Genomic DNA, 19,941 nt, shown 5'->3' on the forward strand with positions numbered 1-19,941 from the left:
CTATCGCCCATAAAAAATCGCCGGGAGCGATTTTTAACGTCGCTTGCGGCGGCCCACAGGGTGCTCGTCATAAAAAAGCCGGCTGGCGCCGGCTTTTCATCAATCGTTGTGCGAGATTATCGCCGGGATGGTGTCATCCTTGCGTAACGTCAGTATTTCACAGCCGTTGTCTGTCACCACAATAGTATGCTCATACTGCGCAGACAAGCTCCGGTCTTTGGTTTTTACCGTCCAGCCGTCTTTCATGCTGCGGATCTCTTTTTTGCCGGCGTTGACCATCGGCTCAATGGTAAAGGTCATGCCTGGCTTGAGCACCACGTTGGTTTCCGGAGAATCGTAGTGCAACACCTGCGGCTCTTCATGAAAACCGCGGCCGATACCGTGTCCGCAATACTCGCGCACCACGGAGAAACCTTCGGCTTCAACGTATTTCTGAATAGCTGCGCCGATGGTGCGCAGATTGATTCCCGGTTTGACCATTTTGAGGGCCAGATAGAGGCTTTCCTGGGTAATGCGGCACAGGCGCTCGCCAAGAATAGTCGGCTTGCCGACGATAAACATCTTTGACGTATCGCCGTGGAAATCATCTTTAATGACGGTGACGTCAATGTTGACGATATCGCCATCTTTCAGCAGCTTGCCGTCGTCCGGGATCCCGTGGCACACCACTTCATTAATAGAGATGCAGACGGATTTGGGAAAACCGTGATAGCCCAGGCAGGCAGAAACGGCTTTTTGCTCGTTAACGATGTAATCGTTGCAGATGCGGTCCAGTTCGCCGGTGCTGACGCCCGGTTTCACGTAAGGCTCGATCATTTCCAGCACTTCAGCGGCCAGGCGGCCGGCAACGCGCATTTTTTCGATGTCTTCAGATGTCTTGATAGAAATAGCCATGGATTGTGTCCAGCAGTGTCGATTTTTTCGACAATAATAGATTATGTCTGAGCAATGTTAACAGTCCGGGCGTCCTGCTGCCAAATTGAGAATCATTAACAGCACGCGACGTCAACAACAGTTGGTGTCCGGTCCTGTTTTGTGATATAAAGCGCGCCGGACTTCTGTTCCATTCTCAGATACACAAGATGGACTGAAGCGACAAATCTCACTTTGTGTAACAACACACACGTATCGGCACATATTCCGGGGTGCCCTTTGGGGTCGGTAATATGGGATACGTGGAGGCATAACCCCAACTTTTATCTATAGAGGTTTTAAACATGGCAACTGTTTCCATGCGCGACATGCTCAAGGCTGGTGTTCACTTTGGTCACCAGACCCGTTACTGGAACCCGAAAATGAAGCCTTTCATCTTCGGCGCGCGTAACAAAGTTCACATCATCAACCTTGAGAAAACTGTACCGATGTTCAACGAAGCGCTGGCTGAACTGAACAAGATCTCTTCTCGCAAAGGTAAAATCCTTTTCGTTGGTACTAAGCGCGCTGCAAGCGAAGCGGTAAAAGACGCTGCTAACAGCTGCGACCAGTTCTTCGTGAACCATCGCTGGCTGGGCGGTATGCTGACTAACTGGAAAACCGTTCGTCAGTCTATCAAACGTCTGAAAGACCTGGAAACTCAGTCCCAGGACGGTACTTTCGACAAGCTGACCAAGAAAGAAGCGCTGATGCGCACTCGTGAGCTGGACAAGCTGGAAAACAGCCTGGGCGGTATCAAAGACATGGGCGGCCTGCCGGACGCGCTGTTCGTTATCGACGCTGACCACGAGCACATCGCAATCAAAGAAGCAAACAACCTGGGTATTCCGGTATTTGCTATCGTTGATACTAACTCCGATCCGGACGGCGTTGACTTCGTTATCCCGGGTAACGACGACGCAATCCGTGCAGTTAGCCTGTACCTGAGCGCTGTTGCTGCTACCGTTCGTGAAGGCCGTTCTCAGGATCTGGCTTCTCAGGCGGAAGAAAGCTTCGTAGAAGCTGAATAATAAGGCATACCCTTATTTAGTACCGTGTATAAATAGGGGCCTCTTAGCGGCCCCTTTTTCACTTTCAAATCTGTCTGGTTCCTGGAACCGGGCAGATCACATCTCCCGAGGATTAAAGAATGGCTGAAATTACCGCATCCCTGGTAAAAGAGCTGCGCGAGCGTACTGGCGCAGGCATGATGGATTGCAAAAAAGCGCTGACTGAAGCGAACGGCGACATCGAGCTGGCAATCGAAAACATGCGTAAATCCGGTGCTATTAAAGCAGCGAAAAAAGCAGGCAACGTTGCAGCTGACGGCGTCATCATTACCAAAATCGATGGCACCTACGGCATCATTCTGGAAGTTAACTGCCAGACTGACTTCGTTGCTAAAGATGGTGGCTTCCAGGCATTTGCTAACAAAGTTCTGGATGCTGCAGTTGCTGGCAAAATCACCGACGTTGAAGTTCTGAAAGCACAGTTCGAAGAAGAACGCGTTGCGCTGGTTGCTAAAATCGGTGAGAACATCAACATCCGTCGCGTGTCTTCCCTGGAAGGCGAAGTACTGGGTTCTTACCAGCACGGCGCGCGTATCGGTGTTCTGGTTGCTGCTAAAGGCGCGAGCGAAGAGCTGGTTAAACAGCTGGCTATGCACATCGCTGCAAGCAAGCCTGAATTCGTTAAGCCGGAAGACGTTTCCGCTGAAGTGGTAGAAAAAGAGTACCAGGTTCAGCTGGATATCGCCATGCAGTCTGGCAAGCCGAAAGAAATCGCAGAGAAAATGGTTGAAGGCCGCATGAAGAAATTCACCGGCGAAGTTTCTCTGACCGGTCAGCCGTTCGTTATGGATCCGAGCAAATCTGTTGCTCAGCTGCTGAAAGAGCATAACGCTGACGTGACTGGCTTCATCCGCTTTGAAGTGGGCGAAGGCATTGAGAAAGTTGAGACTGACTTTGCAGCAGAAGTTGCTGCGATGTCCAAGCAGTCTTAATTTTCAAAAGGAGCCGCCTGAGGGCGGCTTCTTTTTGCGCCTAATGTGTAAATTCAGCCAACCGCTATAGTGGGCACGCTGAAAAGCGACGTACAATGTCGCCGGAATTAACTCATCTCATTCGTTGACAGTCTCAGGAAAGAAACATGGCTACCAATGCAAAACCCGTCTACAAACGTATTCTGCTTAAGTTAAGTGGCGAAGCTCTGCAAGGCTCAGAAGGCTTCGGTATTGATGCGAGCATACTTGACCGCATGGCTCAGGAAATTAAAGAACTGGTTGAGCTGGGTATTCAGGTTGGCGTAGTGATTGGTGGCGGTAACCTTTTCCGTGGTGCTGGTCTGGCGAAAGCAGGTATGAACCGCGTTGTGGGCGACCACATGGGCATGCTGGCAACGGTCATGAACGGCCTTGCAATGCGTGATGCACTTCATCGCGCCTATGTGAACGCCCGCCTGATGTCAGCGATTCCGCTGAACGGCGTGTGTGATAACTACAGCTGGGCAGAAGCAATTAGCCTGCTGCGTAACAACCGCGTAGTGATTCTTTCCGCGGGTACCGGTAACCCATTCTTTACTACCGATTCCGCTGCCTGCCTGCGCGGTATTGAAATTGAAGCCGATGTGGTGCTGAAAGCGACCAAAGTCGACGGGGTCTTTACCGCCGATCCGGCCAAGGATCCTTCTGCAACCATGTACGATCAGCTGACCTACAGCGAAGTGCTGGATAAAGAGCTGAAAGTGATGGATCTTGCTGCCTTTACCCTGGCCCGCGACCACAAATTGCCGATTCGCGTATTCAATATGAATAAGCCTGGCGCGCTGCGTCGCGTGGTGATGGGCGAAAAAGAAGGCACATTAATTACGGAGTAATTCCCGTCGGCGCCAAATACGGGTAATATTCGGCCTTACTTTTTCGGGTTTTTGACCCGATGGTTTTCAACATGCTCGGTGGACGGAATGCTGCGGCTGATTCCTCAGCCTGAAGGACGCTGAGCATAAACATGACTATACTTAGCTCACTTTTGCAGTGGGCGACCGTCTGGTCTGTCTGAGACAAGTTTTCAAGGATTCGTAACGTGATTAGCGATATCAGAAAAGATGCTGAAGTACGCATGGAGAAATGCGTCGAAGCGTTCAAAACCCAAATCAGCAAAATACGCACGGGTCGTGCTTCTCCCAGCCTGCTGGATGGCATTATCGTGGAATACTACGGCACGCCGACCCCGCTGCGCCAGCTGGCTAGCGTAACGGTAGAAGACTCCCGCACGCTGAAGATCAACGTTTTCGATCGCTCCATGAGCCCGGCCGTTGAAAAAGCGATTATGGCTTCCGACCTCGGTCTGAACCCAAGCTCCGCGGGAAGCGATATCCGCGTTCCGCTGCCGCCGCTGACCGAAGAACGTCGTAAAGATCTGACCAAAATCGTGCGTGGTGAAGCTGAACAGGCGCGCGTTGCCGTACGTAACGTTCGTCGCGATGCCAACGACAAAGTAAAAGCACTGCTGAAAGAGAAAGAGATCAGCGAAGATGACGATCGCCGTTCTCAGGAAGATGTGCAGAAAATGACTGATGCTGCTATCAAAAAAGTCGATGCGGCGCTGGCGGATAAAGAAGCGGAACTGATGCAGTTCTGATTCTCTGCCGACACGCGGGTCTGACTATCGACCTGCGTAAAATCTGAAACGCCGTACAGGAGACCGTACGCTCAATTTTCGGGATTGCGTTCAGACGGCTGGCCTTGTAGCCTTTGGCACCATGTCAAAGGCGCTGCGCCTCCGCTCTGCCATCCGATCATTGATGCACAAGGGTTTGCTGGCGGCGTTTTGCTTTTAATCCTGTCTACCTTTTCTGGACGCCTCATGAAGCAATTAACCGTTCTCGGTTCGACCGGTTCTATCGGCTGCAGCACGCTGGACGTGGTGCGCCATAATCCAGATAGTTTTTCTGTCACTGCGCTGGTCGCCGGGAAAAATGTCGACCGTATGGTTGAACAATGTCTGGAATTCTCCCCTCGTTACGCGGTAATGGATGATGCGCGCAGCGCTGAACTGCTGCGGTCAAAACTGCGCGAGCAGGGTAGCCGGACTGAGGTCATGAGCGGCCAGCAGGCTGCCGCGGAAGTGGCAGCGCTCGACGACGTTGACCAGGTCATGGCGGCGATTGTCGGCGCAGCGGGCCTGGTACCGACGCTTTCAGCTATTCGCGCGAGTAAAACGGTGTTGCTGGCGAACAAAGAGTCGCTGGTGACCTGCGGCCGTCTGTTTATGGAGGCCGTGCAGAGATACGGAGCGCGTTTGTTACCGGTAGATAGCGAGCACAATGCGATTTTTCAGAGTATGCCGGAAACAGTTCAACAGGATCTGGGGTACGCTGATTTAACCCAAAACGGCGTGTCGTCGATTCTGCTAACGGGCTCCGGTGGTCCTTTCCGCGAAACGGCGATTTCGGAACTGGCGGTGATGACCCCCGATCGGGCATGTAAGCATCCAAACTGGTCCATGGGGCGCAAGATTTCTGTCGACTCCGCCACCATGATGAACAAGGGGCTGGAGTATATCGAAGCCCGCTGGTTGTTTAATGCATCTGCGCAGCAGATGGAAGTTCTGATTCATCCGCAATCGGTGATTCATTCGATGGTGCGCTATCAGGATGGGAGCGTGCTGGCGCAGCTCGGCGAGCCGGATATGCGGACGCCGATTGCCCATACGATGGGCTGGCCAAAGCGTCTCAACTCAGGAGCAAAACCGTTGGATTTTTGTCAACTGAGCAACCTGAGCTTCTCCGCGCCGGACTATGCGCGTTATCCCTGCCTGAAGCTGGCAATGGACGCGTTTGATGTGGGGCAGGCGGCGACAACCGCGCTGAATGCGGCAAACGAAGTCTCGGTCGCGGCATTCCTCAACGGTGATATTCGCTTTACCGATATTGCGGCAATCAATCAGTCGGTCTTGGATCAACAGACGCTAAATGAACCGCAAAGTATTGATGAAGTACTGGCTATTGACGCTATGGCCCGAGCAAGCGCAGGTCGGCTGCTAGCGGCGCAGCGCAAATTCTGATACTCGTTGTGATATTTGTGGGCGCATGGCTTCGGTGATATAGTCTGCGCCATCCGATCGTTGCATTTTGGTGTGAAAGATTACGGTGGCCGTGGCAAGACACGGCTTTTTTGCGTAAAGCTTTTGGTTGTTCTCTGCGATTGGCCGTAGCTCCGGCACCGGATAAAAATGCGTATCCAGCGCTGACCGGTGGCCCGTGTTTAGTAGCTTAGCTAATCCTTATTATGGACTTAAAACGCGTTATGTTGTCTGCTAATCAAACTGTCAGCGAAATGTTGCCTGCGCATGGCTGTCGTCATGTCGCCATTATTATGGACGGCAACGGTCGCTGGGCTAAACGGCAAGGAAAAATCCGCGCCTTTGGCCATAAAGCCGGCGCGAAGTCTGTTCGTCGCGCCGTCTCATTCGCGGCTAATAATGGTATTGAAGCGTTGACGTTATACGCGTTCAGCAGTGAAAACTGGAATCGCCCGGCGCAGGAAGTCAGCGCGCTGATGGAGCTGTTTGTCTGGGCACTGGATAGCGAAGTAAAAAGTCTGCACAGGCACAATGTGCGCCTGCGTATCATCGGCGAGACCACGCGATTCAATGCGCGTTTACAGGAACGTATTCGCAAAGCGGAAGCGCTTACTGAGAACAACACCGGTTTGACTCTGAACATTGCCGCCAATTACGGCGGCCGCTGGGATATCGTTCAGGGCGTTCGTCATCTGGCCAAACAGGTACAAGACGGGTTACTCCAGCCCGAACAAATCACGGAAGAGATGCTGAGCCAGCAGGTGTGCATGCATGAACTGGCTCCCGTAGATTTAGTTATTAGGACCGGGGGAGAGCACCGCATTAGTAACTTTTTGATTTGGCAAATTGCCTATGCCGAACTTTACTTTACGGATGTTCTTTGGCCCGATTTCGCTGAACAGGACTTTGAAGGTGCACTCCATGCCTTTGTTAATCGAGAGCGTCGTTTCGGCGGCACTGAGCCGGGTGGCAGCAATGCCTGATGGGGGTCACTTTTGCTGAAGTATCGCCTGATTTCTGCTTTCGTCTTAATCCCCGTCGTTATTGCGGCGCTTTTTCTATTGCCGCCTGCGGGCTTTGCCATCGTCACGCTGGTAGTCTGTATGCTCGCCGCGTGGGAGTGGGGGCAATTTAGCGGTTTCACTTCAACGACGCAGCGAGTCTGGCTGTCGGTGCTTTGCGGTCTGCTGCTGGCGCTGATGCTATTCCTGATGCCGGAATACCATTATGACGTTCATCAACCGCTGGTTGAGGGAGCGCTGTGGGCATCATTCGGCTGGTGGATAGTCGCGCTGCTTCTGGTTCTGACTTACCCCGCTTCTGCGGCCTTCTGGCGCAATTCAAAAACGCTCCGTCTGATATTCGGCATCCTGACCATTGTCCCGTTTTTTTGGGGCATGCTGGCGCTGCGAGCGTGGCATTACGCCGACGATCATTACAGCGGTGCGCTGTGGTTACTTTACGTGATGATTCTGGTCTGGGGCGCTGATTCCGGCGCCTATATGTTCGGGAAAATGTTCGGTAAGCATAAGCTGGCGCCGAAGGTTTCTCCGGGTAAAACCTGGCAGGGTTTTTTCGGCGGGCTGTTAACGGCTGCGGTTATCTCCTGGGCTTACGGCTGGTGGGCCCATCTGGACGTGACGCCGACGGTCCTGCTGGTGTGTTCGGTTGTGGCGGCCCTGGCCTCGGTACTGGGCGATCTGACCGAAAGCATGTTTAAACGCGAAGCTGGCATCAAAGATAGCGGAAATCTGATTCCCGGACACGGCGGTATCCTCGATCGTATCGATAGCCTGACGGCTGCGGTACCTGTGTTTGCTTGTCTACTCTTGTTGGTTTTCAGGACGATTTGACGGAAGGTTTTATGCTGAGCGTTCTCTGGAATTTGGCTGCTTTTATTATTGCGTTGGGCGTGCTGATCACCGTCCATGAATTTGGCCATTTCTGGGTAGCTCGCCGCTGCGGTATCCGCGTTGAGCGTTTTTCTATTGGCTTTGGCAAAGCGCTGTGGCGCCGTTTTGATAAGCAGGGAACGGAATTTATTATCGCCCTTATCCCATTGGGCGGTTATGTCAAAATGCTCGATGAGCGCGTTGAGCCGGTGGCGCCCGAGATGCGCCACTGCGCGTTCAACAACAAAACCGTGGGTCAGCGTGCCGCGGTAATTGCCGCAGGGCCGATTGCCAACTTCCTTTTTGCCATTTTTGCCTGGTGGCTGGTCTTTATCATCGGTGTTCCCGGCGTGCGACCAGTCGTTGCCGATATCGCTCCTGACTCTATTGCCGCGCAAGCACAAATTGCAAAAGGAATGGAACTTAAAGCGATAGATGGCATCGAAACGCCTGATTGGGATGCAGTACGTATGGCGCTGGTGGCAAAGATTGGCGATCGGCAAACAATAGTTACCGTCGCCCCTTTCGGGACCAATCAACGCCAGGATAAAATCCTCGATCTGCAGCGTTGGGCGTTTGAGCCGGATAAACAAGATCCGGTTGCTTCGTTAGGCATTCAGCCCCGCAGCGCGCAGATTGATACCGTTCTGGCTGAAGTACAATCTAACTCGGCGGCGCAGAAGGCGGGTTTGCAAGCGGGCGACAGGATCGTTAAAGTCGATGGTCAACCGTTAACGCAGTGGATGACGTTTGTTAATCTGGTGCGTGATAATCCGGGTAAGGCGTTAGTTCTGGACATCGAGCGGCAGGGTAGCCCCCTGTCGGTAACCTTGACGCCGGATACGAAGTCTACCAAAGGTAAAGCTGAGGGGTTTGCAGGGGTCGTACCTAAGGTCATCCCGCTGCCTGATGAATATAAGACAGTGCGTCAGTACGGGCCGTTTGCCGCCATCGCTGAAGCCACGGATAAAACCTGGCAGCTGATGTCGTTAACGGTCAAGATGCTGGGCAAATTGATAACCGGTGATGTCAAACTGAACAACCTCAGCGGGCCGATTTCTATCGCCCAGGGGGCTGGGATGTCAGCGGAGTTTGGGCTGATTTATTATCTGATGTTTCTTGCGCTCATCAGCGTGAACCTCGGAATAATCAACCTGTTCCCGCTTCCCGTTCTTGACGGGGGACATCTGCTGTTTTTGGCGATTGAAAAGCTGAAAGGCGGACCGGTATCCGAGCGAGTTCAAGACTTTAGTTATCGCATTGGCTCAATATTGCTGGTGCTGTTAATGGGGCTTGCACTTTTCAATGATTTCTCTCGGTTGTAAGAGAGTTTGTTAGGAAGAACGCATAATAACGATGGCGATGAAAAAGTTGCTCATAGCGTCGCTGCTGTTTAGCAGCGCAACCGTATACGGTGCTGACGGGTTCGTGGTGAAGGACATTCATTTCGAAGGCCTTCAGCGTGTCGCTGTTGGTGCGGCCCTCCTCAGTATGCCAGTGCGTCCTGGCGATACCGTAACCGATGATGATATCAGTAATACCATCCGTGCCCTGTTTGCCACCGGCAACTTTGAGGACGTTCGCGTTCTGCGCGATGGTGATACCCTGCTGGTGCAGGTGAAAGAGCGTCCAACGATTGCCAGCATCACTTTCTCCGGCAACAAGTCGGTTAAAGATGACATGCTCAAGCAAAACCTTGAGGCATCCGGCGTACGCGTAGGGGAATCTCTCGATCGCACCACGCTTGCTGATATCGAAAAGGGGCTGGAGGATTTCTACTATAGCGTCGGTAAGTATAGCGCCAGCGTTAAAGCTGTCGTGACGCCGCTGCCGCGTAACCGTGTCGACCTGAAACTGGTATTCCAGGAAGGCGTCTCAGCGAAAATCCAGCAGATCAATATCGTCGGCAATCATGCATTCAGCACCGATGAACTGATTTCTACCTTCCAGCTGCGCGATGAAGTGCCGTGGTGGAACGTGGTCGGCGATCGCAAATATCAGAAACAGAAGCTGGCGGGAGATCTCGAAACGCTGCGCAGCTACTATCTGGATCGCGGCTATGCTCGTTTCAACATTGACTCCACGCAGGTTAGCCTGACGCCGGATAAAAAAGGGATCTACATCACCATCAACATTACCGAAGGCGATCAGTACAAGCTTTCTGGCGTGCAGGTGACGGGAGACCTGGCAGGGCATTCGGCAGAAATCGAAGCGCTGACTAAAGTTGAACCGGGTGAGCTGTATAACGGCACCAAAGTGACCAAAATGGAGAATGACATTAAGAAACTCCTCGGTCGCTACGGTTACGCCTATCCGCGCGTTCAGTCCCAGCCGGAAATCAACGATAGTGATAAGACCGTGAAGCTGCACGTAAACGTCGATGCGGGTAACCGCTACTACGTGCGTAAAATTCGCTTCGAAGGCAACGATACCTCGAAAGATGCCGTTCTGCGTCGCGAAATGCGTCAGATGGAAGGTGCCTGGCTGGGCAGCGACCTGGTCGACCAGGGGAAAGATCGTCTGAATCGTCTGGGCTACTTTGAAACGGTTGATACCGATACGCAGCGCGTGCCGGGCAGCCCGGATCAGGTTGACGTGGTCTATAAAGTTAAAGAACGCAATACCGGTAGCTTTAACTTTGGCGTGGGTTACGGTACGGAAAGCGGCGTAAGCTTCCAGGCCGGCGTTCAGCAGGATAACTGGCTCGGTACCGGCTATTCTGTGGGAATTAACGGCACCAAAAACGATTACCAGACCTATACTGAACTGTCGGTGACGAACCCGTACTTTACCGTGGATGGCGTCAGCCTCGGCGGTCGTGTTTTCTATAACGACTTCGATGCTAACGATGCGGATCTGTCTGACTATACCAACAAGAGCTATGGTACAGATATTACGCTGGGCTTCCCGGTCAACGAGTACAATTCGCTGCGCGCGGGTCTCGGCTATGTGCATAACAAGCTGTCCAATATGCAGCCTCAGGTTGCTATGTGGCGTTATCTGAACTCAATGGGCCAAACGCCGAATGATACGAACGACCGAAACTCGTTCAGCGCTGACGACTTCACCTTCAACTACGGCTGGACGTATAACAAGCTCGACCGGGGCTTCTTCCCGACCGAAGGTTCACGCGTCAACCTGAACGGTAAAGTGACGATTCCGGGTTCGGATAACGAATACTACAAAGCGACGCTGGATACCGCGACCTATGTACCGATCGACGACGATCATAAGTGGGTGGTATTAGGTCGAACCAGATGGGGTTATGGTGACGGTATTGGTAGTAAAGAAATGCCGTTCTATGAGAACTTCTATGCCGGTGGTTCAAGTACCGTGCGTGGCTTCCAGTCCAACACTATCGGTCCGAAGGCTGTTTATAAACCAGCCAGCAGCCGCCATGATGGTGATGATGGATACGATAACGAATGCGATTCTAACTCCGCAGGTCTATGTAAGTCTGATGATGCGGTGGGCGGTAACGCCATGGCGGTGGCCAGCCTTGAGCTGATTACTCCAACGCCGTTTATCAGCGATAAATATGCGAATTCGGTCCGTACTTCCTTCTTCTGGGATATGGGCACCGTGTGGGATACAAACTGGCAGAATACGGCGGATACGAGAGCCGCTGGTGTTCCTGACTATAGCGATCCGAACAACATTCGTATGTCTGCGGGTATCGCAGTGCAGTGGATGTCGCCGTTAGGACCGTTGGTATTCTCCTACGCTCAGCCGTTTAAAAAGTACGATGGAGACAAAGCTGAACAGTTCCAGTTTAACATCGGTAAAACATGGTAATTGTGTTGGCTACAATGGAATGTAAGTGCAGTTGCAGTATAGCGCTGACTATTGGCGATAACTGAGGTTATCGCCTGGCCACGCAAATAACGGTACCCCTGGGTACTCATGGGATGGTAAGGAGTTAATTGTGAAAAAGTGGTTATTAGCTGCAGGTCTGGGTTTAGCAATGGTAACTTCCGCTCAGGCGGCAGATAAGATTGCAATGGTTAACATGAACAGCCTGTTCCAGCAGGTTGCCCAGAAAACAGGCGTTTCTAACACGCTGGAAAACGAGTTTAAAGGCCGCGCGAGCGAGCTGCAGCGTATGGAAGGCGACCTGCAGTCTAAAATGCAGCGTCTGCAGTCCATGAAAGCGGGCTCTGACCGTACCAAACTGGAAAAAGACGTGATGGCTCAGCGCCAGACTTTCTCCCAGAAAGCGCAGTCTTTTGAACAGGATCGTGCACGTCGTTCTAACGAAGAGCGCGGCAAGCTGGTGACTCGTATCCAGAGCGCTGTGCAGAGCGTCGCTAAAGATCAGAGCATCGATCTGGTTGTTGACTCTAATGCCGTTGCATACAACAGCAGCGATGTAAAAGACATCACCGCTGATGTGCTGAAACAGGTTAAATAAGTAATGCCTTCAATTCGACTGGCTGATTTAGCCCAGCAGTTGGATGCAGAATTACACGGTGATGGCGATATCGTCATCACCGGCGTTGCGTCCATGCAGTCCGCGAAAGCGGGCCATATTACTTTCATGGTAAATCCTAAGTACCGTGAACACCTGGCCGCTTGCCAGGCATCTGCCGTCGTGATGACGCAGGATGATTTGCCTTTTGCCCACAGCGCCGCGCTGGTAGTGCGTAATCCCTACCTGACCTACGCGCGCATGGCTCAAATTCTTGATACCACGCCGCAGCCGGCGCAGGATATCGCGCCGAGCGCGGTCATCGATGCCACGGCGAAGCTGGGTACTCACGTAGCGATTGGCCCGAATGCCGTTATCGAGTCGGGTGTTATCCTCGGTGATAACGTGGTTATCGGCGCCGGTTGCTTCGTTGGGAAAAATACGAAAATAGGTGCCGGCTCGCGTTTATGGGCCAACGTCACCGTTTACCACGACATTGAGATCGGCGAGAATTGCCTGATTCAGTCCAGCACGGTGATTGGCGCAGATGGCTTCGGCTACGCGAACGATCGCGGCAACTGGGTTAAGATCCCGCAGCTGGGTCGCGTCATTATCGGCGATCGCGTGGAGATAGGCGCTTGTACGACCATCGATCGCGGTGCGCTGGACGACACCGTCATTGGTAACGGCGTGATTATTGATAACCAGTGTCAGATTGCGCACAACGTGGTAATTGGCGACAACACCGCAGTTGCTGGTGGCGTGATTATGGCGGGCAGCCTCAAGATTGGCCGCTACTGCATGATCGGCGGAGCCAGCGTGATCAACGGCCACATGGAAATCTGCGATAAAGTCACCGTCACGGGTATGGGGATGGTTATGCGACCGATCACCGAGCCAGGCGTTTACTCTTCAGGTATCCCGCTGCAGCCGAATAAGGTCTGGCGCAAGACCGCTGCGCTGGTACTGAATATTGATGATATGAGCAAGCGTCTCAAAGCCATTGAGCGCAAGGTTAATCAACAAGATTAGTGCTTCTCCAGCCACATTTAAATTTTCGGCCTGTTGCATTCATGAGATTGCCGCAGGCCGTGTTATTATTGCCTTTTAGTATATTTAGACAGGAAGAGTATTTTGACTACTGACACTCATACTCTGCACATTGAAGAGATTCTGGAACTGCTGCCTCACCGTTACCCGTTCCTGCTGGTCGATCGCGTGCTGGATTTTGAAGAAGGTCGTTTTCTACGCGCAGTAAAAAATGTTTCTGTAAATGAGCCGTTTTTCCAGGGGCACTTCCCTGGTAAGCCGATTTTACCGGGCGTACTGATTCTGGAAGCGATGGCCCAGGCTACCGGCATTCTGGCATTCAAAAGCGTTGGAAAACTGGAACCGGGCGAGCTGTATTATTTTGCCGGGATTGACGAAGCGCGTTTCAAACGTCCGGTCGTGCCTGGCGATCAGATGATTATGGAAGTCACTTTTGAGAAAACCCGTCGCGGCCTGACTCGTTTCAAAGGCGTTGCGACGGTGGACGGGAAAGTGGTTTGCGAAGCAACGATGATGTGTGCCCGTAGCCGGGAGGCCTGATACGTGATTGATAAAACCGCCTTTATTCATCCTACCGCCATTGTAGAAGAAGGCGCCGTTATTGGCGTTAACGTCCACATTGGCCCGTTTTGTATTGTTGGCGCTAACGTCGAAATCGGCGAAGGCACCGTACTGAAATCTCACGTTGTCATCAACGGTCATACCAAAATTGGCCGCGACAACGAGATCTATCAGTTCGCTTCCATCGGTGAAGTTAACCAGGATCTGAAATATGCTGGCGAACCGACCCGCGTGGAAATTGGCGATCGCAACCGCATCCGCGAAAGCGTCACCATTCATCGTGGCACAGTACAGGGCGGTGGATTAACGAAGGTGGGCAGCGATAACCTGCTGATGATCAACGCCCACGTGGCGCATGATTGTACGCTTGGCGACCGCTGTATTCTGGCTAATAACGCCACCCTCGCAGGTCATGTTTCGCTGGATGATTTTGTTATCATCGGCGGCATGACTGCCGTGCATCAGTTCTGCATTATTGGCGCGCACGTGATGGTGGGCGGCTGCTCCGGCGTAGCGCAAGACGTTCCGCCGTTCGTTATTGCTCAGGGCAACCACGCAACGCCGTTTGGCGTTAACATCGAAGGGTTGAAGCGTCGCGGCTTCAGCCGTGAGGCGATCACTGCGATTCGTAACGCCTATAAGCTACTGTACCGCAGCGGTAAAACGCTGGATGAAGCGAAAGCCGAGATCGCCGAACTGGCGACACAGTATCCTGAAGTGCAGACATTTACCGACTTCTTTGCTCGCTCCACGCGCGGCCTGATTCGTTAATGGCTGAATCACGTCCCCTGACGATTGCCCTGGTCGCCGGAGAAACCTCCGGCGATATTCTTGGTGCCGGTCTTATTCGCGCGCTCAAAGCCCGTATGCCTGATGCTCGTTTTGTAGGCGTTGCCGGGCCGTTAATGCAGGCGGAAGGCTGCGAGGCCTGGTACGAGATGGAAGAGCTGGCGGTGATGGGCATTGTTGAAGTGCTGGGACGCCTGCGTCGACTGCTGCACATTCGCGCCGATCTCACCCGACGTTTTACCGAGCTTAAACCAGACGTGTTCGTCGGTATTGATGCGCCTGACTTCAATATCACCCTCGAAGGTAATCTGAAGAAGCAGGGTATCAAAACGATCCATTACGTCAGCCCATCGGTTTGGGCATGGCGGCAAAAACGCGTTTTCAAAATTGGCAGATCCACCGATCTGGTTCTGGCATTCCTGCCTTTCGAAAAAGCGTTTTATGACAAATTTAACGTTCCCTGCCGGTTTATCGGCCACACGATGGCGGATGCGATGCCGCTGGACCCGGACAAAGACGCGGCGCGCGACCGTCTGGGGATCGCGCGTGACGTACACTGCCTGGCGCTGCTGCCGGGTAGCCGTGGGGCAGAAGTCGAGATGCTCAGCGCCGACTTCCTGAAAACGGCGCAAATCCTGCGAGAATATTATCCCGATCTGGAAGTGGTCGTTCCGCTGGTCAACGCGAAGCGGCGGGAACAGTTTGAGCGTATCAAGGCGGAAACGGCGCCGGAGCTGGCCGTTCATCTACTGGATGGGCGGGCTCGCGATGCAATGATCGCCAGCGATGCTGCGCTGCTGGCCTCCGGCACGGCTGCACTGGAGTGTATGCTGGCTAAGTGCCCGATGGTAGTTGGTTATCGGATGAAGCCCTTTACCTTCTGGCTGGCGAAACGGCTGGTGAAGACCGACTACGTGTCGTTACCGAACTTACTGGCCGGGCGTGAACTGGTTAAAGAGCTGCTGCAGGATGAATGCCGACCGCAGGCGCTGGCGGAGGCGCTGAAGCCGCTGCTGGCCGACGGTAAAACCAGCCACGATATGCATGAAACCTTCCGCGCGCTGCATCAGCAGATCCGCTGCAACGCTGATGAGCAGGCGGCGGATGCAGTTCTGGAGTTAGCAAAATGATGGAATTCGTGTATCCGCATACCCATCTGGTTGCGGGAGTCGATGAAGTCGGACGCGGTCCGCTGGTTGGCGCGGTGGTGACGGCTGCGGTGATACTCGATCCGGCCAGACCGATTGTGGGTCTTAATGACTCGAAAAAGCTCAGCGAAAAACGGCGCCTGGCGCTATTTGATGAGATCAAAGAAAAAGCGCTGTGCTGGAGCCTGGGTCGGGCGGAGCCGCATGAAATCGATGAACTGAATATTTTACACGCGACCATGCTGGCCATGCAGCGCGCCGTCGCGGGTTTGCGCGTCTCCCCGGAATTTGTTCTTATTGATGGTAACCGCTGTCCGCCGCTGCCCGTACCTTCGCTGGCGGTTGTCAAAGGCGATAGCCGGGTGGCGGAAATCAGCGCCGCGTCGATTCTGGCGAAAGTCACGCGCGATGCGGAAATGGCCGCGCTGGATCGGCAATTTCCACAGTACGGCTTTGCACAACATAAAGGTTATCCCACCGCTTTTCATCTGCAAAAGCTGCTGGAACATGGCGTTATCGAGCAATACCGGCGCAGTTTTGGCCCGGTGAAACGCGCGCTGGGCCTGGCGTCCTGAACTGACACGCAAGCACTAAAGTAACGCGGAATCTGAAGATGGCTGAACCACGTTTCGTACACCTGCGGGTGCACAGCGACTATTCCATGATCGATGGTCTGGCGAAAACCGGACCGTTAGTAAAAAAGGCGGCCGCGCTCGGCATGCCTGCGCTGGCGATCACTGATTTTACCAACCTCTGCGGGCTGGTGAAGTTCTACGGAACGGGACACGGCGCCGGAATTAAACCCATAGTCGGGGCCGATTTCCACGTCCAGAGCGATCTGCTCGGCGATGAACTGAGCCAGCTTACGGTATTGGCTGCGAATAATACTGGCTATCAAAACCTGACGCTGCTGATCTCCAAAGCCTATCAGCGCGGCTACGGCGCAGCGGGCCCGATTATCGATCGCGACTGGTTGATCGAATTAAAAGAAGGCTTAATTCTGCTCTCCGGCGGGCGTATGGGCGACGTGGGCCGTAGTCTGCTGCGCGGCAATATGGCACTGGTGGATCAGTGCGTTGATTTTTATGCGCAGCATTTCCCTGATTGCTATTTCCTTGAGCTCATTCGCACCGGCCGCCAGGATGAAGAGTCTTATCTGCATGCGGCGGTGAAGCTGGCGGAAACTCGCGGCTTACCGGTGGTGGCAACCAACGACGTTCGCTTCCTTGAACCGGGCGACTTCGATGCTCATGAAATCCGCGTGGCCATCCACGACGGCTTTACCCTCGACGATCCAAAGCGTCCGCGCAACTACTCGCCGCAGCAGTATATGCGCAGCGAAGAAGAGATGTGCGAGCTCTTTTCCGATATACCCGAAGCGCTGGAAAACAGCGTTGAGATCGCCAAACGCTGTAACGTGACCGTGCGCCTTGGTGAATACTTCCTGCCGCAGTTCCCGACCGGGGATATGACCACCGAAGATTATCTGGTTAAGAAATCCAAAGAGGGTCTGGAAGAGCGCCTGGAATTCCTGTTCCCCGATCCGGAAGAGCGGATTAAACGCCGTCCTGAATATGATGAGCGTCTGGATGTTGAGCTGCAGGTGATTAACCAGATGGGGTTCCCTGGTTACTTCCTGATCGTGATGGAGTTTATCCAGTGGTCGAAGGATAACGGCGTGCCGGTGGGGCCAGGACGTGGTTCCGGTGCCGGGTCGCTGGTGGCTTACGCGCTGAAAATTACTGACCTCGACCCGCTGGAATTTGACCTGCTGTTCGAACGTTTCCTTAATCCGGAACGTGTCTCCATGCCCGACTTCGACGTTGACTTCTGCATGGAGAAACGCGACCAGGTGATTGAGCACGTTGCGGACATGTACGGTCGCGATGCGGTTTCGCAGATTATTACCTTTGGTACCATGGCGGCGAAGGCGGTAATCCGCGACGTTGGCCGCGTGCTTGGTCACCCGTACGGTTTTGTGGATCGTATTTCCAAGCTGGTGCCGCCAGACCCGGGGATGACGCTGGCGAAAGCGTTTGAAGCCGAACCGCAACTGCCGGAAATTTACGAGGCGGATGAAGAGGTTAAAGCGCTGATCGACATGGCGCGTAAGCTCGAAGGGGTCACCCGTAACGCCGGTAAACACGCAGGCGGGGTGGTGATCGCGCCGACGAAAATTACCGATTTTGCCCCGCTATACTGCGATGAAGCGGGCCAGCATCCGGTTACCCAGTTTGATAAAAACGATGTCGAATATGCCGGGCTGGTAAAGTTCGACTTCCTCGGTTTGCGTACGCTCACCATCATTAACTGGGCGCTGGAGATGATCAACGCCCGCCGCGAGAAGAACGGCGAGGGGCCACTGGATATCGCCGCTATTCCGCTCGACGATAAAAAAAGCTTCGATATGCTGCAGCGCTCGGAAACCACCGCCGTCTTCCAGCTTGAATCGCGCGGCATGAAGGATCTGATTAAGCGTCTGCAGCCCGACTGCTTCGAAGATATGATCGCCCTGGTGGCCCTGTTCCGTCCGGGGCCGCTGCAGTCGGGGATGGTGGATAACTTTATCGACCGTAAACACGGCCGTGAAGAGATATCGTATCCGGACGTACAGTGGCAGCATGAATGTCTGAAACCGGTACTGGAGCCAACCTATGGCATTATCCTGTACCAGGAACAGGTCATGCAGATCGCCCAGGAGCTTTCCGGCTATACCCTCGGCGGCGCGGATATGCTGCGTCGTGCGATGGGTAAGAAAAAACCGGAAGAGATGGCCAAGCAGCGTTCTGTCTTCGAAGAAGGCGCGAAGAAAAATGGCGTTGACGGCGAGCTGGCGATGAAGATCTTTGACCTGGTGGAGAAATTCGCCGGTTATGGCTTTAACAAATCGCACTCTGCCGCTTATGCTTTAGTGTCCTATCAGACGCTGTGGCTGAAGGCGCACTATCCGGCTGAATTTATGGCGGCGGTGATGACCGCGGATATGGATAACACCGAAAAAGTCGTCGGCCTCGTGGATGAGTGCTGGCGGATGGGGCTGAAGATTCTGCCGCCGGATATTAACTCCGGCCTGTACCATTTCCACGTTAACGACGATGGCGAAATCGTTTATGGTATCGGCGCGATTAAAGGCGTCGGCGAAGGTCCGATTGAAGCGATCATTGAAGCCCGTAATCAGGGCGGCTATTTCCGCGAACTGTTCGATCTCTGCGCGCGTACAGATATTAAAAAACTCAACCGTCGGGTGCTGGAAAAACTGATCATGTCCGGGGCCTTTGACCGCCTCGGGCCGCATCGCGCGGCGTTAATGAATTCGCTGGGCGACGCGCTGAAGGCTGCCGATCAGCACGCGAAAGCCGAAGCTATCGGTCAGGCGGACATGTTCGGCGTGCTGGCGGAAGAGCCGGAGCAAATCGAGCAGTCCTACGCCAGCTGCCAGCCGTGGCCGGAACAGGTGGTGCTGGATGGCGAAAGGGAGACCCTGGGGCTGTACCTGACCGGGCACCCGATTAACCAGTATTTGAAAGAGATCGAACGCTACGTTGGCGGCGTACGACTCAAAGACATGCATCCGACCGATCGTGGTAAAGTGACCACGGCGGCGGGGCTCGTTATTGCCGCGCGGGTCATGGTCACCAAGCGCGGCAATCGTATCGGCATCTGTACGCTGGATGACCGTTCCGGGCGTCTGGAGGTGATGCTATTCACCGACGCTCTGGATAAATACCAGCAGCTGCTGGAAAAAGACCGCATACTTATCGTCAGCGGACAGGTCAGCTTTGATGACTTCAGCGGGGGGCTTAAAATGACCGCTCGTGAAGTCATGGACATTGACGAAGCCCGGGAAAAATATGCTCGCGGGCTTGCTATCTCGCTGACGGACAGGCAAATTGATGACCAGCTTTTAAACCGACTCCGTCAGTCTCTGGAACCCCACCGTTCGGGAACTATTCCAGTACACCTCTATTATCAGAGGGCGGATGCACGCGCGCGGTTGCGTTTTGGCGCAACATGGCGCGTCTCTCCGAGCGATCGTTTACTTAACGATCTGCGTGGCCTTATCGGCTCGGAGCAGGTGGAACTGGAGTTTGACTAATACA

At 53.7% G+C, this 19,941-nt stretch carries 17 protein-coding genes; 16 read left to right on the forward strand and 1 reads right to left on the reverse strand.

The features are described 5' to 3' along the window. Window positions 1-99 precede the first annotated feature (99 nt). Window positions 100-894, reverse strand: a complete 795-nt coding sequence (gene map / locus ABLV75_RS21330; protein WP_004107944.1) for a type I methionyl aminopeptidase — start codon at window positions 892-894, stop codon at window positions 100-102. Between the two features lie 323 nt (window positions 895-1,217). Here map and rpsB point away from each other — a divergent pair, with 323 nt between their 5' ends. From rpsB to dnaE, 16 genes are all read left to right on the forward strand, one after another. Further along, a complete protein-coding gene (gene rpsB / locus ABLV75_RS21335; RefSeq protein ID WP_003856207.1) occupies window positions 1,218-1,943 on the forward strand; it encodes a 30S ribosomal protein S2 in 726 nt (241 codons plus the stop codon). A 119-nt stretch (window positions 1,944-2,062) separates the two neighbouring features. Next, window positions 2,063-2,914 carry a translation elongation factor Ts gene (gene tsf, locus ABLV75_RS21340; RefSeq protein WP_004098746.1) on the forward strand — a complete coding sequence of 284 codons (852 nt, stop codon included), beginning with the start codon at window positions 2,063-2,065 and terminating at the stop codon, window positions 2,912-2,914. Window positions 2,915-3,060: 146 nt separating this feature from the next. Beyond that, complete coding sequence (pyrH, locus tag ABLV75_RS21345; protein WP_004098747.1) at window positions 3,061-3,786, forward strand: UMP kinase; 726 nt, start codon at window positions 3,061-3,063, stop codon at window positions 3,784-3,786. A gap of 206 nt (window positions 3,787-3,992) precedes the next feature. Continuing rightward, the gene (gene frr, locus ABLV75_RS21350; RefSeq protein WP_004107940.1) at window positions 3,993-4,550 is read left to right on the forward strand and encodes a ribosome recycling factor; all 558 of its coding nucleotides are present in this window, start codon (window positions 3,993-3,995) and stop codon (window positions 4,548-4,550) included. Window positions 4,551-4,775: 225 nt separating this feature from the next. Beyond that, window positions 4,776-5,975, forward strand: coding sequence for a 1-deoxy-D-xylulose-5-phosphate reductoisomerase (ispC, locus tag ABLV75_RS21355; protein WP_004107937.1), 1,200 nt, complete (start codon window positions 4,776-4,778; stop codon window positions 5,973-5,975). A 242-nt stretch (window positions 5,976-6,217) separates the two neighbouring features. Continuing rightward, entirely contained in the window at window positions 6,218-6,976 is a 759-nt protein-coding gene (gene ispU, locus ABLV75_RS21360) for a (2E,6E)-farnesyl-diphosphate-specific ditrans,polycis-undecaprenyl-diphosphate synthase (RefSeq protein WP_004107935.1), read from the forward strand. Between the two features lie 12 nt (window positions 6,977-6,988). After that, entirely contained in the window at window positions 6,989-7,846 is an 858-nt protein-coding gene (cdsA, locus tag ABLV75_RS21365) for a phosphatidate cytidylyltransferase (protein ID WP_004107933.1), read from the forward strand. An 11-nt stretch (window positions 7,847-7,857) separates the two neighbouring features. Continuing rightward, window positions 7,858-9,210, forward strand: a complete 1,353-nt coding sequence (gene rseP, locus ABLV75_RS21370) for a sigma E protease regulator RseP (protein ID WP_004107932.1) — start codon at window positions 7,858-7,860, stop codon at window positions 9,208-9,210. Window positions 9,211-9,241: 31 nt separating this feature from the next. Further along, complete coding sequence (bamA, locus tag ABLV75_RS21375) at window positions 9,242-11,680, forward strand: outer membrane protein assembly factor BamA (RefSeq protein ID WP_004107929.1); 2,439 nt, start codon at window positions 9,242-9,244, stop codon at window positions 11,678-11,680. Window positions 11,681-11,810: 130 nt separating this feature from the next. Next, window positions 11,811-12,296 carry a molecular chaperone Skp gene (gene skp / locus ABLV75_RS21380; protein WP_004098757.1) on the forward strand — a complete coding sequence of 162 codons (486 nt, stop codon included), beginning with the start codon at window positions 11,811-11,813 and terminating at the stop codon, window positions 12,294-12,296. Window positions 12,297-12,299: 3 nt separating this feature from the next. After that, window positions 12,300-13,325, forward strand: coding sequence for a UDP-3-O-(3-hydroxymyristoyl)glucosamine N-acyltransferase (gene lpxD, locus ABLV75_RS21385; RefSeq protein ID WP_004107927.1), 1,026 nt, complete (start codon window positions 12,300-12,302; stop codon window positions 13,323-13,325). Between the two features lie 102 nt (window positions 13,326-13,427). Beyond that, window positions 13,428-13,883, forward strand: a complete 456-nt coding sequence (gene fabZ / locus ABLV75_RS21390; RefSeq protein ID WP_004098761.1) for a 3-hydroxyacyl-ACP dehydratase FabZ — start codon at window positions 13,428-13,430, stop codon at window positions 13,881-13,883. A gap of 3 nt (window positions 13,884-13,886) precedes the next feature. Beyond that, entirely contained in the window at window positions 13,887-14,675 is a 789-nt protein-coding gene (gene lpxA / locus ABLV75_RS21395) for an acyl-ACP--UDP-N-acetylglucosamine O-acyltransferase (protein WP_004107924.1), read from the forward strand. Further along, complete coding sequence (gene lpxB / locus ABLV75_RS21400) at window positions 14,675-15,823, forward strand: lipid-A-disaccharide synthase (RefSeq protein WP_004107922.1); 1,149 nt, start codon at window positions 14,675-14,677, stop codon at window positions 15,821-15,823. The genes lpxA and lpxB overlap by 1 nt, the downstream gene beginning before the upstream one ends. Then, window positions 15,820-16,416, forward strand: coding sequence for a ribonuclease HII (gene rnhB / locus ABLV75_RS21405; protein WP_004107914.1), 597 nt, complete (start codon window positions 15,820-15,822; stop codon window positions 16,414-16,416). The genes lpxB and rnhB overlap by 4 nt, the downstream gene beginning before the upstream one ends. Window positions 16,417-16,454: 38 nt before the next feature. Then, the gene (gene dnaE / locus ABLV75_RS21410) at window positions 16,455-19,937 is read left to right on the forward strand and encodes a DNA polymerase III subunit alpha (protein WP_004107913.1); all 3,483 of its coding nucleotides are present in this window, start codon (window positions 16,455-16,457) and stop codon (window positions 19,935-19,937) included. Window positions 19,938-19,941: the final 4 nt, after the last annotated feature.

The organism is Klebsiella sp. CN_Kp066 (assembly GCF_040065135.1).
Lineage (GTDB): Bacteria > Pseudomonadota > Gammaproteobacteria > Enterobacterales > Enterobacteriaceae > Klebsiella > Klebsiella oxytoca.

Coding starts and splice junctions, on each gene's coding strand:
- map (WP_004107944.1), bottom strand. CDS start 894: ATGGCTATTTCTATCAAGACATCTGAAGACATCGAAAAAATGCGCGTT.
- rpsB (WP_003856207.1), top strand. CDS start 1,218: ATGGCAACTGTTTCCATGCGCGACATGCTCAAGGCTGGTGTTCACTTT.
- tsf (WP_004098746.1), top strand. CDS start 2,063: ATGGCTGAAATTACCGCATCCCTGGTAAAAGAGCTGCGCGAGCGTACT.
- pyrH (WP_004098747.1), top strand. CDS start 3,061: ATGGCTACCAATGCAAAACCCGTCTACAAACGTATTCTGCTTAAGTTA.
- ispC (WP_004107937.1), top strand. CDS start 4,776: ATGAAGCAATTAACCGTTCTCGGTTCGACCGGTTCTATCGGCTGCAGC.
- ispU (WP_004107935.1), top strand. CDS start 6,218: ATGTTGTCTGCTAATCAAACTGTCAGCGAAATGTTGCCTGCGCATGGC.
- rseP (WP_004107932.1), top strand. CDS start 7,858: ATGCTGAGCGTTCTCTGGAATTTGGCTGCTTTTATTATTGCGTTGGGC.
- bamA (WP_004107929.1), top strand. CDS start 9,242: ATGGCGATGAAAAAGTTGCTCATAGCGTCGCTGCTGTTTAGCAGCGCA.
- lpxD (WP_004107927.1), top strand. CDS start 12,300: ATGCCTTCAATTCGACTGGCTGATTTAGCCCAGCAGTTGGATGCAGAA.
- lpxB (WP_004107922.1), top strand. CDS start 14,675: ATGGCTGAATCACGTCCCCTGACGATTGCCCTGGTCGCCGGAGAAACC.
- rnhB (WP_004107914.1), top strand. CDS start 15,820: ATGATGGAATTCGTGTATCCGCATACCCATCTGGTTGCGGGAGTCGAT.
- dnaE (WP_004107913.1), top strand. CDS start 16,455: ATGGCTGAACCACGTTTCGTACACCTGCGGGTGCACAGCGACTATTCC.